General features: G+C 41.3%; 12 protein-coding genes and 1 pseudogene. 8 read left to right on the forward strand and 5 right to left on the reverse strand.

Annotated features, from left to right (window positions below):
• The 4 genes and pseudogenes from QNK26_RS17505 to QNK26_RS17520 all read left to right on the forward strand — a co-directional run.
• Nucleotides 1-1,203: FAD-binding oxidoreductase (locus tag QNK26_RS17505; RefSeq protein WP_319225302.1), on the forward strand; the 1,203-nt coding region annotated here is incomplete at its 5' end.
• Nucleotides 1,204-1,611: 408 nt separating this feature from the next.
• Nucleotides 1,612-2,412 (forward strand): transporter substrate-binding domain-containing protein, encoded by an 801-nt coding sequence (locus QNK26_RS17510; protein WP_319225303.1) that lies wholly within the window; start codon nt 1,612-1,614, stop codon nt 2,410-2,412.
• Nucleotides 2,413-2,470: 58 nt separating this feature from the next.
• Nucleotides 2,471-3,418 (forward strand): amino acid ABC transporter permease, encoded by a 948-nt coding sequence (locus QNK26_RS17515; protein ID WP_319225305.1) that lies wholly within the window; start codon nt 2,471-2,473, stop codon nt 3,416-3,418.
• Nucleotides 3,419-3,440: 22 nt separating this feature from the next.
• Nucleotides 3,441-4,166 (forward strand): annotated as a pseudogene (locus tag QNK26_RS17520) (amino acid ABC transporter ATP-binding protein).
• Nucleotides 4,167-4,359: 193 nt separating this feature from the next.
• Here the strand turns inward: QNK26_RS17520 and QNK26_RS17525 are convergent.
• Genes QNK26_RS17525 through QNK26_RS17535 form a run of 3 tightly spaced genes read right to left on the reverse strand, consistent with a single transcriptional unit; the run spans nt 4,360 to nt 5,653 of the window.
• Nucleotides 4,360-4,689 carry a hypothetical protein gene (locus QNK26_RS17525; protein WP_319225307.1) on the reverse strand — a complete coding sequence of 110 codons (330 nt, stop codon included), beginning with the start codon at nt 4,687-4,689 and terminating at the stop codon, nt 4,360-4,362.
• 2 nt (nt 4,690-4,691) lie between these two features.
• Nucleotides 4,692-5,333 (reverse strand): cytochrome c oxidase subunit 3 family protein, encoded by a 642-nt coding sequence (locus QNK26_RS17530; protein WP_319225308.1) that lies wholly within the window; start codon nt 5,331-5,333, stop codon nt 4,692-4,694.
• Nucleotides 5,321-5,653, reverse strand: coding sequence for a CbbQ/NirQ/NorQ C-terminal domain-containing protein (locus tag QNK26_RS17535; RefSeq protein WP_319225309.1), 333 nt, complete (start codon nt 5,651-5,653; stop codon nt 5,321-5,323). Before QNK26_RS17535 ends, QNK26_RS17530 begins: the two co-directional genes overlap by 13 nt.
• Here QNK26_RS17535 and QNK26_RS17540 point away from each other — a divergent pair.
• Both QNK26_RS17540 and yghU read left to right on the forward strand, forming a co-directional pair.
• Nucleotides 5,561-7,177, forward strand: a complete 1,617-nt coding sequence (locus QNK26_RS17540) for a NapC/NirT family cytochrome c (protein ID WP_319225311.1) — start codon at nt 5,561-5,563, stop codon at nt 7,175-7,177. The two genes, QNK26_RS17535 and QNK26_RS17540, sit on opposite strands and share 93 nt — an antisense overlap.
• A 220-nt stretch (nt 7,178-7,397) precedes the next feature.
• Nucleotides 7,398-8,258, forward strand: a complete 861-nt coding sequence (gene yghU / locus QNK26_RS17545; RefSeq protein WP_319225313.1) for a glutathione-dependent disulfide-bond oxidoreductase — start codon at nt 7,398-7,400, stop codon at nt 8,256-8,258.
• A gap of 79 nt (nt 8,259-8,337) precedes the next feature.
• On the opposite strand, the gene QNK26_RS17550 is transcribed toward yghU, so the two are convergent.
• Nucleotides 8,338-10,461: a methyl-accepting chemotaxis protein gene (locus QNK26_RS17550; protein WP_319225315.1), complete on the reverse strand. Its 2,124-nt coding sequence runs from the start codon at nt 10,459-10,461 to the stop codon at nt 8,338-8,340.
• Between the two features lie 396 nt (nt 10,462-10,857).
• Between QNK26_RS17550 and QNK26_RS17555 the strand changes: the two genes are divergently transcribed.
• Together QNK26_RS17555 and QNK26_RS17560 are read left to right on the forward strand one after the other, a co-directional pair.
• A complete protein-coding gene (locus tag QNK26_RS17555) occupies nt 10,858-11,184 on the forward strand; it encodes a hypothetical protein (protein WP_319225317.1) in 327 nt (108 codons plus the stop codon).
• Between the two features lie 164 nt (nt 11,185-11,348).
• Nucleotides 11,349-12,281, forward strand: coding sequence for an exopolyphosphatase (locus tag QNK26_RS17560; protein WP_319225318.1), 933 nt, complete (start codon nt 11,349-11,351; stop codon nt 12,279-12,281).
• Nucleotides 12,282-12,426: 145 nt separating this feature from the next.
• Here QNK26_RS17560 and QNK26_RS17565 read toward each other — a convergent pair.
• Nucleotides 12,427-13,185 (reverse strand): tyrosine-type recombinase/integrase (locus QNK26_RS17565; protein ID WP_319225319.1); only part of this gene is annotated, 759 nt, incomplete at its 5' end.

Here is a 13,185-nt window from a genome sequence, read left to right on the forward strand (position 1 = left end):
TGGAGACTCAACGAATTCTCACCTAACACGCTAATGACAGGGACGTGGATTGAAGCTGAGCTACGACAAGCACAGCAGCGTCAAGTCGCGTCACACCAAACACAATGGCAAGACTATCAAATAGTCAAAATAGTAAATGAGAGTAGCTTGATCCGTTCTTTTTATTTACAGCCAAAAGATGAAGTAAAAGTATTACCCAAATTTAATTTTACAGCTGGACAATTTTTAACGGTGAGGGTGAATATCAAGGGTAAAGAGGTTATTCGTACTTACACTATTTCCAGTGCGCCTGCTGATCCCTTGTTACGCATTAGCGTCAAACGGGAAACGTCAGCGGATGGTGCACATAAGGGCTTAGTGTCTCATTATCTGCATGACAATATTAAGCTTGGCCATACTGTGCAGTTAAAAGCACCAAAAGGTGATTTTGTGTTTGATGCCGCAGAGCAAAGACCTGTGGTATTACTTGCTGGTGGCGTTGGCATAACCCCCATGATAGCGATGGCGCGTCATACTATGTTTGAAGCGATCCGCACTAGATCTTTAAGGTCTGTGACGATTATTGCCGTGGCTAGAAATGCGCAACAACGTGCGTTTTTTGATGAGTTAAAGCAATTAAGTGAACTAACCGAAGCTGGAATTCGCACTTTCTGGGCGTTAAGTGAGCCTGAATCAGGCCTAAAACTGGGCCTAGATTACCACCGTAAAGGACGGATTAATAAAGACTTGTTACAAGCGGTATTGGCGATTGATGATTATGATTTTTACTTATGTGGCCCCAGTGAATTTATGCAAAGTATGTATGATTTACTGCGTGAGTTAGGTATCACTAACGCGCGTATTAAAGCGGAAGAATTTGGTCCAGCGTCATTAACACGTCAACATGATGTGAGTTCAGAGGAGTTTACCGCTATGCCAAGCGCAAGTGCTGCGGTGATTGAATTTAGTCAAACGCAGGTTGAACAAACCTGGACTGAAAAAGAAGGATCATTACTTGAGTTTGCTGAAAATCATGGACTGACCCCCGAATTCGGTTGTCGTAGTGGCCAATGTGGTGCTTGTAAAACCAAATTATTAGCGGGTAAAGTCAGTTATCAAACCCAAGTGCCATCGGGTTTACGTGATGATGAAGTATTACTCTGTTGTGCGGTTCCTGCTGCCATCGATGGTGAAGATGTTGTTTATATTAAGCTTGATCTATAACACGACTATTGTTTTAGTTTATGGGGTTATTATGGCCATGATATTTAACATTCAATAAATATACCTCTTATTTTCTACGTTTTATTTATTATTATTGGGTTTATTTTGTTGTTTGTGATGCTGGACGCATTGTTGGTGGTGTTAATTTTTTGTTATGCGGGTTAACTCCGTGTTATTAATTATAACTTGGTGCATAGTTACTCTTATATTTTTAATTACCCTTCTATTTAGGTCTAATTAGCTATTTTACGGTATGAATGTAGAGTAGAACGCTAATTTACAGTGTTTTTAGATGTAAATATTTAAGCATAAGTTTGGCTTTAGAGTAGCGCATATGCAACGGAATGGCAGTTATCAATAAACACCCACTAATGGACTAAATTAATAGAAATATAACAAGGAATTAATATGACAAAGAATAAAATCAGCAAAATTATCGCGTTAAGTACAATAATATTCTGTTCTGCAAGCGCTAATGCCGGTGCTGTATTAGATGGCATTGCTGAATCGGGTGAGCTACGCGCGTGTTTTGATGCTGGCTATATGCCGTTTGAGATGAAATCAAAGAATAACAGTTACATAGGCTTTGATGTCGACTTAGGTAAAATGATGGCAAAGCAGATGGGTGTTAAATATGTACCAGTCAACACTGCATGGGACGGTATTATTCCTGCACTTATTACCGGTAAATGTGATGTGATCATGGCAGGGATGACGGTTAATGCTCAGCGTAATATGAAAGTGAACTTTGCTGACCCGTATATTGTTGTCGGTCAATCTATCATTCTTAATCCTAAACTTAAGGGTGAGATAAACAGTTACAAAGATTTGAACAACCCTAAATACACAGTGGCGAGTAAACTGGGCACAACAGGTGAAGTTGTTGTAAAAAGGATGCTTAAAAAAGCCAAATACAATGCCTTTGAAACTGAAACAGACGCCGCCTTGGAAGTCATCAACGGCAAAGCCGATGCGATGATTTACGATATGCCATTTGTTTCTATCTATGCTGCTCAAAATAGCGATAAAGTTGCTTCTATTCTAGAACCTTTTACTTACGAGCCGCTTGGTTGGGCTGTAAAGCAAGGTGATCCAGATATGATTAATTTCCTGAATAACTTCTTACGCCAAATCAAAGGTGACGGTACGTACGATCGTATCTATAGCAAGTGGTTCCAAAGTGACGCTTGGTTAAAGCAAATTAAATAAGCGAATTGGCCAGTAGCCTGTTGCTACTGGCTATTTATTTCTTTGACTTGGTATCAATATGCATTATAAAAATAATAATTGGATGTGGCATTTACTGTTTGTCATTGCCTTGGCTGCAATGGGTTATTCAATCTATTCAGCATCGCAAAAAATTGATTATACTTGGCAATGGAATCGCGTTGCCCCCTACATAATAGATGACTCACCAAAGGAAACCTTTGCTGAGTATGATGGTACCGTTAGCATTAATGATGGCGGTATGATTACTGTCGAGTTCGACAACGGTGATCCCGCTTTAATTGTCGACAAAGCGGACGATGTATTTGTCAGTGACGGCGATTTAGTCTTTGCTGGCGATATGATATCTAGCGTTGAGCAAAAGCGCATGGGGGTACTGCTAAAAGGCTTATTGATGACCGTTAAGCTGTCACTGATTTCGCTATTTTTTGCCATAATCATTGGTTTAGTCGCGGCTTTAATGCGTATATCCACCAATCCATTAAGCCGAAACTTCGCCTTTTTATACGTCGAGATAATCCGTGGTACCCCCTTACTGGTGCAGATATTTATTGTCTATTTTTTCTTAGGGACGATTTTTGATTTAGACCGATTTACCGCAGGTATTGCGGCCTTATCCGTGTTCACTGGCGCTTATATTGCCGAGATCATTCGTTCAGGTATTCAATCTATTTCACCTGGGCAAATGGAAGCAGCGCGATCGCTGGGCATGAGTTACCCAAAAGCCATGATTTACGTGGTTTTACCGCAGGCATTTAAGCGTACTTTACCGCCAATGGCTGGCCAGTTTATTAACTTGATCAAAGACTCTTCTCTGGTATCGGTGATCTCAATTACCGACTTAACCAAAGCTGGCAGAGAAGTTGTTGCGGGCAGCTTCGCTACATTTGAAGTGTGGTTTGCAGTTGCAGCGCTTTATCTTGTACTTACTTCAACGTTGTCTTTCGGCGTTCAGCGCATCGAAAAGAGGTTATCAACTAGTGACTAGAGCAAATTATAACGGCGAGGATATGGTGATCGCCGCTGATGTAGATAAAATATACGCCAACAATTGTCATGCCCTTAAAAAAGTATCGGTGACGGTTAAGCGGGGGGAAGTGGTGGTCATCATTGGGCCATCTGGGTCGGGTAAGTCTACATTTCTACGAACCTTAAACCAGTTAGAAACAGTGACTAAAGGAGACATTACTATTGATGGCATCAATATGTACGACTCTGCTACCAACATTAATACCTTGCGTGAAAACGTCGGTATGGTGTTTCAGTCGTTTAATCTTTTCCCCCATTTATCGGTTAAGAAGAATGTGATGTTGGCGCCATTAAAAGTATCGAACTTGGCTAAAGCACAAGTTGAAAAAGACGCCATAAGCTTGCTTACTCGAGTTGGCCTTGCTGAAAAAGTGGATGTGTACCCAAGTCAATGATCCGGAGGTCAACAGCAACGTGTTGCGATTGCCAGAGCGTTAGCCATGAAACCAGATCTGATGTTATTTGACGAACCAACATCGGCGCTTGATCCAGAAATGGTGGGTGAGGTACTTGAGGTGATGAAATCACTGGCTGATGAAGGCATGACTATGGTTGTGGTAACCCACGAAATGGGCTTTGCTAACGAAGTTGCCGACCGCGTTTTGTTTATGGAAGATGGTCAGTTACTGGTCGATGATGTGCCTGCGAACTTTTTTGAAAATCCTTCTCATCCAAGATTACAGAAGTTCTTATCGAGTATTTTGTAAATTTGGCATAGTCATAAGTGCCGAGGGGCTTATCAGTAAAGATAGTGAGATTTAACCTGTTTTTAGAGGGGGATGCCGTTCAGATAAGAATTGTATGAGTATGTCATCGCTCTTACTCGTTGTATATTAAGGTTTCTAATCCCTTTAGAAGCCTTAATTATATAGCCTACCATATTGAAAAAAATGACTATTATCATGGCTTGATGGCAAATACCAAAAACGCCTCCGGAAACAGAAAACCAATAATAAACAGTACCGGAAGAATATAAAAATACGACAACATAACCGCACGTATCTTTTGATTTTCAAAGCGTAAGCCAATCAGTTTATCAATCACCAGTTGACCTTTAATCGCAATAATAAAGCAAACCGTAATAATACTTAACGCCGTTTCCGGTGTTTGCTCAGCAACAAATATGCTGGTTAAGGTTAAGCTAATCAGTATTATCCAAACCAAATTTATGTTACGACGGCTTAGCATGGTACTACTACGAATTAATTTCGGATTGTTATTTTGGCTCATCTTTACCTCAACACATACAGTAACGGAAATATCATAATCCACACTAAATCAACCATGTGCCAATAGCAGGCTGCTGATTCTAAACCTTCATGGTCATCTTTGCTATAAGGAAAAATGTAGCTACGGACTAGCACCCAGCCGATGGTGCACATGCCCATCATAACGTGTAGCAGGTGATTGAACGTGAGGTAATAATAAATGGTAAAAAACAGGTTGCTGGTACCATCAATGCCGTTGTCAGCATTAATACCGTATTCCCATGCTTTAGTCGCAAGATAAGCAGAACCAGCGACGAGTGTAAGCCATAACCATCGTTGACAGCTTTTTAGTTTGTCGCGCTTGATTGCATGGATAGCTCGCGCTACAAAAAAGCTGCTGGTTAACAATATTAGCGTATTAGCGGCGCCCGAACTGGTATGTAACTGCGCTGGACCTTCGGCAAATATAAGCGGATTAGCGGCTTTAGCAATCAAAAAGATAACAAAAAACAGCCCGAACTCTGTTAACTCAGCGTATATCAAGATCCAAACCGCAATGTTTCCTGGTACTTTGTCATCTGCTGTATTTTGAGTCTGGTTACTCAAATGGTGTTGAACATCTGACTGCAGCACTTCGGATTGCGGCTCATGTGTTAAAAGTGACAATCGACCAACCTTTCAATAGCCTTAATGGTTTCACTCTCGTCACTTAATGGTTGCGCTAAACAACACATACAGGCTTGCTTGGCATCCAAACCACTCTTAATCATTAATGCGGTGTAAATAAGCAAGCGTGTTGACGCGGCTTCTTCGAGATCATAATCTTGCATACGGCGTAGGTCGTTACCCAATGCCACAAGCTGTTGTGCGGTTTGTTTCTCAAGACCTGTTTCTTGAATAATAACCACCACTTCACGCTCTGGAACGGGGTAATCAAACTCCATGGCGACAAAACGCTGACGAGTACTGGGTTCCAAGCCTTTCATCAGGTTCCTAAACCTTGGATTTATAAGATGATCCGTAAGGTGCAAGCGTCTAAAGAAGTATTTTCATGGTTAACGGGTAAGATAGATACTCCTGAAAAATTCGAAGCTCACAGGTTAACCATGGCAAAAAGTGTCTGGAAGGTGATGAAAGAAACCGATTCTAGAGAATGCCGAAATTGTCATAATTTGCAAAATATGAATCCTGAATTTCAGAAACCGCGGGCAAGAAAACAGCACATGGCCGCGATTGAAGTGGGGCAAACGTGTATTGATTGTCATAAAGGCATTGCACATAACAATGTTCGTCACTTGTTAGCAGATGAAGAGTTGGAAGAGTTAGAGCGTCCAAATCCTGAATTCATTAGACCTTTGCCTGAACTATACAAACAAGGTATGGAAAACGTTAAAGCGACAGAGAAGAAGGAAGCACAAGATCGATTGGAGGCCAAAAAACTTGCTCAAGCCGAAGTTCAGGCACAAATTGACGCGGCTGTAACACAAGCCATGGCAACTCAAGCTCAGTCCGGCGATCCTACTGCAGCACCAGCCCTGCAAGAAAGTGCGATCAATGTGGATTGGTCAAAAGCGGGGAGTCGAGAAATAACCGTGTTTTATCCTGGCACCGCTTCGATAGAGTGGATCCATGGTCGAGATCATGGTGGTAAACGCGCATTTACTAAAGGTGAACGTTGTGTCGATTGTCACGACGCAGAAGTTGCAGAGATGGGGGCGAGTATTGTTTCGGGAGAAAGTGAGAAAGACTTAGAACCGACAATCATCCCTAATAAACGCGGTTCAATTCCACTGACCGTTGATAGTACTTATGATGATGAGTTCCTATATATGCGCTTTAGTTGGAAAGAAGGTAAACACACACCTGTGCCTTTTGTTGACGGTGGTAAAATGGACCCAGAAAATGCCGTTAAAATTGCAGTAATGTTAGCAACCGATGAAGTTGAGTATGCGGACCGAGCTGGTTGTTGGGGTACTTGCCATGTTGATGCAGAGAGTATGCCGCTGCAACCAACTAATGATGAATACAGCAGTAGTACATTAGCTGGTCGTACTGAAATTTCGAATATCGTGACTAAGTACATTAAAGAAAGCCGTACTAAAGTTGAGTTAAAAGGTCGTCGAGGCAAAAAACTTGGCGGCTGGGATAAACTCAAAGATGAGTCTGATATCGAAGCATTAGTAGATGAAGGTAAATATATGGACCTGATTCGATATAGTGTTGGCACCAAAAAAGTTGAAGATGGTTCAATCTTGGCGGAAAGACAAATGCATAATGGCCAAGGCGCGACTGTTGAGTCTACGTTCATTGCCGGAATTAGAACCGTGATCTTCAAACGTAAACTCGTTTCTGGTGAGAAAGGTGATATCAATTTGGATACAGCTAATACCTATAACTTTGGTTTTGCTATTCACGATGATTATACAAAATCACGCTACCATCATGTATCACTTGGCTATAAATTGTCATTTGATAACGAGGAAGCTGAGGTTAACGCTGTTAGGCAATAACACTGCCTGTTGTTAGTCATTATGAAGTTTAATTTAATAAAGCACTATATATTGCATATAGTGCTTTTTTCATTGCTATTAATCATAAGGCTTGGTTAACTTACTTCTCGATTTTATTTTTGTTTCACGACTAGATTTAATTTTTGTTTCACGACTATATTAGTTGAATACGTAATGGTAAATTTACTCAACTTTAAATCGGCAGCACTGAGGAAAGATTATGGAAAATGAATATACACCTCCAGCAGTTTGGGCAAACGATGAAGAGAGTGGGGGTGCTTGGGCATCAATCAACCGCCCTGTCGCTGGTGCCACGCACGATAAAGTATTAGCCGTTGGCCGCCACCCTTTGCAGCTTTATTCGTTAGCTACACCAAACGGCCAAAAAGTGACTATCATGCTTGAAGAGTTGTTAGCCTTGGGTGTTACAGAAGCAGAATATGATGCTCATCTTATTCAAATAGGCGACGGCGAGCAATTCTCATCTGGCTTTGTCGGGGTTAATCCAAATTCAAAAATTCCAGCATTAGTTGATCAATCGACAGGCTCGCCGATAAATGTATTTGAATCGGGTGCTATCTTGCTTTATTTAGCCGATAAATTTGGTCATTTATTACCAAAAGATATTGCGCAACGTACCACTGTCATGAATTGGCTATTCTGGTTACAAGGCTCAGCGCCATACTTAGGTGGTGGTTTTGGGCATTTTTACGCGTATGCCCCCGAAAAATTTGAGTATCCGATTAACCGTTTCAGCATGGAAATTAAGCGTCAACTTGATCTGTTAGACAAACAGCTGGCTGATAATAAGTTTATTGCAGGAGACGATTACAGTATTGCTGATATCGCAATTTGGCCTTGGTATGGCAACTTAGTGTTAGGTAAAGTATATGATGCTGCTGAATTCTTAGATGCTGGCAGCTATAAACATCTGCAACGTTGGGCTAACGATATCGCGGCCCGTCCTGCGGTGCAACGTGGTCGTATTGTTAATCGTACATCTGGCGAAGATTGGGAAGTATTAAATGAACGTCATAGTGCAGCTGATATTACTAATACATTAAATCTTCAACCTTCGTAGTTATCCAAAAGCTATCACAAGCGAAAGAGTTCAGCTGGTGATAGCTTTTTATCCTATCTTAACACCTATTTTTTGGTGTTTAATCGACTTTAAATTGTCCAACCAATAGTTGCTGCTGTGACGATAACTTCGCGATATCCTGACCGATTTGCTCGGCAGCGGTTGAGTGTTCTAAAATCGATTGGCTAAGGTTGCGGATATTGGCCACATTCCCGTTTACCTCTGTTGATACTGTTTTTTGTTCGCTGGCAGCGTTGACTATCTCGCTATTCATTACCTGAATATCGGCGACAAACGATGAGATGTCAGCCAAACTTACCACCGCTTGTTTTACTTGTTCTGCCGTTGCAAGAGCAAGGTGGTTACCTTCAGATATTGCGCTTGTTACCCTGCGTGTACCCGATTGCAGCTCTTCGATCACGACTCTAATTTGATCTACGGAGTCATGTGTGCGGCTGGCAAGGTGTCTTACTTCATCTGCTACAACAGCAAAGCCACGGCCTTGTTCTCCGGCTCTCGCGGCTTCAATGGCTGCATTGAGTGCCAGTAGGTTGGTTTGTTCGGAAATGCCCTCAATCACCGATAATATGGCGTTAATGTTGCCGCCATTTTTTTCTAGTTCATTAGCAATGGGTACTGCCATGGCCATTTTATCGACTAATTCCTGCATACTCTCTGCGGATTGTTGAACCACGGTTTGACCGCCTTGTGCTGAGTGTTCAGCTTTACTGGCCATTTCAGCGGCTCGGTCGGCATTTTCTAATACTAATGCCGATGTCTGTGTCATCTCTTCAGACGCTGTTGCGACCATATCCACTTCTTTAAACTGTGATTCGCTGCTTTGGCGTGATAGCTCTGCTACTTCACCCGCTTGTTGCGAGGTGTTGCTCATGGTATCCGCGGTTTTAATCACATCTTTGATGGTATATTGCAGCTTATCTAAAAAGCGGTTAAACCACATTGCCAGTTCGCCAACTTCATCGGCAGATTTGATATCCAGTCGTTGGGTTAAATCACCTTCGCCGCTAGCGATGTCTTGCAGGCGCTTAGCAACAGTTTTAATCGGCGCCACTAACTTCACTGCCGCCAACCAAATAATCAAGAGACCGAGTAGGGTTACGATAATCCCGGTGACTACTTGGATCTTAAGGGTGTCGTATGCTTGAACTGCAATCAGCTGATTTAACGCGAGGGCATCGGCCATCACATTGACTCTTGGCATCGTAATAACAATACCCCAGTTGATGGCATTTAGCTTAATCGGCATAAACACAGTTAAAGATTGCTGATCGCTGCTCCACTGTGATTGTGTTACGCCATCAAGGAGCCATTGTTTTATTTGTGGGTCGCTTATATGGCTACCAATTGCGGAACCATCACCGTCAGTTGCAATTAACTGGCCGTTATTACTGACAATTTGTACTGTACCTGCACCAGAGAATAAGGCTTGGTCTGCACGTAACGCATATTGTTGTAATACGCCTATTTTTAGATCTATGCCTGTGACGCCAATGATTTCACCGTCTTTACGCAGCGGTACAGTAATAGTGCTGATTAAGTCAGAACGACCATTTTCATTGTATAAGTAAGGTTCAATGACACACATGCGATTATTGGTGGTGCTACAGCTATACCAGTAATTGTTTGCTTGCCCATTGGCAGCCTGCGCTCTATTGCTGATCTGTTGTTCACTTTTAATGGTCAGTGTTGGTTCATTCTGGTTACTCTGGTACCAATACGCAGAAAAACGGCCTTGATCATTAGAGCTGACATAATCGGCATTGGTATAATTGTTATCTTCACCATCGAGCATATCGGGTAGGAAGGTGGTAAACGCGGCATGCATATTATCGAAATTTTGTACCGAACGTTTTAACAATTCAGAGACCGATATACGCAATTGATCGCTACTGGTAAAGTTTTCTTCAGCGTTAAACTGCAAGAAGGCGATGCTCTCGGCTAACATTTCGGCTCGGTAGGTCGCTTCATCTAAATATTTTTGCACAATAGAGGCTTGTGTATTGGCTTCACTCATGAGCAATTGTTCGGACTTTTCACCGACAGAATCACTGGTTTGGAGCTGAATAATTTCTTGATTGGAAGTTGATGATGAAAGTGTAAAACTGATTAATGATATTGCGACAAGCAAAATGCAACACCCAGAAAGCAAAGTTATCTTCCACTGAACTGATAACGAACCCATGTTAATTCCCTTTAATACCCTAATATAGTTACAGCTGTTAGGTTTATATTTCACATAAACATCATACTAAATGTTTTAAATATGTTTATAGCAAGTTAATGCAAAACAATAAAGTGTTAAGGAGTGATTAAGCGGGTTGCAGATGAAAGTAGTTATTATTTAATCATACTAAAGTGCGACTTAGTTCATTATTACCTTTTCGCATAATGGCAGTGTTAAAAAGGTGAACTTGGTGTTGTTTTTTTGGATGTAAATCTTAAAAAGTCGCATGTTATCAGTAAATAAAGCTTTCTTTTTGCCTATTCATTACATCGGATGGCATTTTATTTAGCTACCACTAGACTTAGTCATAATGAGTCTACTTATAGGCTTCAACTACAATGTGAGGGTTTGTTAATGAAAATGGTCAAAGCATTAAGTACTATTTTGTTGTCGTCAGTAATTTTAGTGGGTTGTTCTGGCACATCGATGAAAACACAAAGTCTCGACGAGAGTGAATATACTGTTCTTGGACCAGGTCAAGCGACAGCAACTGGCATCATGTTATTTCAGTTTATTCCGATCCAACAAAATGACCGTTTTGTACGTGCTCAAAATGCAGCAATTGCCAAGCAAGGTGGTGACGCACTTATTAATGTCGAAGTACAAGAAGATTGGTTTTGGGCATGGATATTGAACGGTTATCAGACCACAGTATCCGGTGACGTCGTTAAGTTAAAATGAAGTAATTTATGATTTTATTTACCCATCTTGAGCTTGTTTTGCGCGCAAGATCAAGCTTGGGTAACTGCAACCCCTATCTCGGGTAATCTCCGCTTGATTCTCACACTTCTATACGGTTATCTTTAGTCATCTTAGGTTTAAACTTATGTGACAAAGGAATGTATATGTCAGGACAAAAATATAGATTAGTAACACGTAGTGATTTTGATGGTTTAGTGTGCGCGGTACTTTTAAAACAGCAAAATCTTATCAGTGACATTAAATTCGTTCATCCTAAAGACATGCAAGATGGCAAAATAGACATTACCCCGAATGATATCGTCACCAACCTACCTTATGTTGAAAATGCTAATTTGATTTTTGACCACCATCTATCAGAAACTATCCGTAATACAGGCGAACGCCCTAATCATATTATTGATGCTGATGCGCCTTCTGCAGCACGGGTGGTTTGGGATTACTATGGTGGTCTCGATACATTCCCTGCGCAGTGGACTGAAATGATGGCGGCGGTTGATAAAGGCGACTCTGCACAATTTAATCGTGACGAGGTGCTCGATGCAAAAGATTGGAACCTATTAAACTTTTTAATGGATGCGCGCACCGGACTCGGGCGTTTTCGTGAGTTCCGTATTTCGAATTATGCATTGATGATGGATCTGATTGATTACTGCAAAGATCATGGCATTGAAGAAATTCTGACACTACCGGACGTTAAAGAACGTATCGACTTGTATCGAGAACACGAGGTTATGTTTAAGCAGCAAATTGAGCGCTGTGCAACGATACAGGGCAACTTGGTCGTTTTAGATTTGACTGCTGAAGAGACTATTTTTGCGGGTAACCGATTTATTATTTATGCATTGTTTCCACAATGTAATATCTCTATTCACAAGATGTGGGGCTTTCAAAAGCAGAACATAGTGTTTGCAACGGGAAAATCTATCTTTGATCGTAATTCGAAAACTAACGTCGGTGAGCTAATGCTTAAATACGGTGGTGGTGGGCATATAGCTGCGGGAACATGCCAAATCGAAATAGCCAAAGCTGCTGTGATACAGCAAGAATTGATTACGACGATAACAGCTGACGGTTAGGGTTTGCTTTATGGCATACCTTAATAGCAAAAAAGCCTCCCTAAGGAGGCTAATGAACCCCCGCCACAATAGGCTTCGTCCCGTGTTACGGGGCTCTCTATCCTTAGCAAGTGGCAGTAAACACCATTGAGTAGTACTAATTGGGTCATAATGTGGACACTGGATTGTACTTCATTGCTTCATTTAAATAGTCTGGTGCAAGGTGTGAATAGGTCATTGTTTGCATTATTGTGGCATGTCCCAAGATCTTCTGTAACGTTAATATATTGCCACCGTTCATCATAAAATGACTCGCAAATGAGTGTCGTAAAACATGCGAAGCCTGACCTTTAGGTAATTTAAAGTTTTGGCTTTGTAGTACGTTACGAAACTCGCTGTAAGAACCATTAAACAGGCGCCCACTTTTACCATGTGATATTTCATTAAAAAGTTCATCAGTAATAGGAACCGTTCTGTTTTTACCATTCTTCGTATCACCAAACGTCACTCGTCCGTGCACAATATCACTACTTTTCAATTCCGCAGCTTCACTCCAGCGCGCACCGGTGGATAGACATAACTTAGCAATATGCAATTCATCACCAGTAAGGCTTGCTAATAACTGCTTTATTTCGGATTTGGTTAAAAATCCCATTTCCGATACTCGTTCTTTTAACTTTCCCATACCTTTGAACGGATGTTCATTATGGAATTCTTCTGCTTTAATCAACGCGGTAAAAACACTACTCAGCCGAGTCTGGTTACGATTAATTGACGTCGCCTTCATACCTTCTGCCATCTTATCTGCACGATATTGCATGAAGTATTGTCGTGTTATTTGGTCAGCTCTAGGCTGGCCTAAGTCTGAATTAATCATAATTAAGTGTCTAAGTTCTGTAGCACCAGTTTTAAGCTGTTGACCATG

The sequence above is a fragment of the Moritella sp. genome, assembly GCF_033791185.1.
GTDB lineage: Bacteria > Pseudomonadota > Gammaproteobacteria > Enterobacterales > Moritellaceae > Moritella.